Origin of the sequence: Limnohabitans sp., from assembly GCF_036804465.1 — a bacterium.
Taxonomy (GTDB): domain Bacteria; phylum Pseudomonadota; class Gammaproteobacteria; order Burkholderiales; family Burkholderiaceae_C; genus Limnohabitans.
The window spans coordinates 22262-22891 of the sequence record NZ_DAIRSK010000008.1 but is presented as its reverse complement, the minus strand read 5'-3'; the positions used below and the strand labels follow the sequence as shown (position 1 = coordinate 22891).

Annotated in this window: 1 protein-coding gene; it reads right to left on the bottom strand. The window is 32.5% G+C overall.

Annotated features, from left to right (window positions below):
* On the bottom strand, positions 1 to 630 hold a 630-nt coding region (locus V7Q41_RS05720), incomplete at both ends, for a hypothetical protein (RefSeq protein WP_333844076.1).

The window sequence follows — 630 nt, the reverse complement described above, 5'->3', positions numbered from 1 at the left end:
ACTCTAGTTTGATATCCGTCTCTTGCGCAATAACCAGATTTTAGAAAAGATAACATTGAATTTTCTAATTTTTCATATATATATATAAATTCTTTAGCTGGTATAGTGCTAATAGATGGGGCTGGAATTATGGAATTAGAAAAGCAGCAGTTGTATATTGAAGTTTCTTCCATAACTCCATCATCTACTATGTCAGCATAGAATCTGAATACATCTCTAATATGGTGAAACATTGAATATTGATGGATTGCAGAAACTGTCATGTTAAATACACTTGGAATAAGCCATCCATGGGGTTTTGGTGTAGTAATTTCATCGATATCAAATTTAGAAATTTCATCTTCAGATAGAAAATTGGAATAAGGTTGATTCGTAGACTGCAAACCAATCTGAATATTAGAGGCTAATCGTCTGTAATGACTAATCCTAACTAATTCGTAATTTGCATGATTGGCTAAAAATTTCCTTACCGCAAACAAGTAGTAATATTCCCCAAGTAAATTGTTATCGAGGAATGGAGTGGATGTATCAAAATATTGAGAGAATGCGGATTTATCTTTCGAAGATGGAGATACGAAAATCCAATCATTTGGAAGTTTGAATTTAGGTGTAATATGCCCTACAACTACA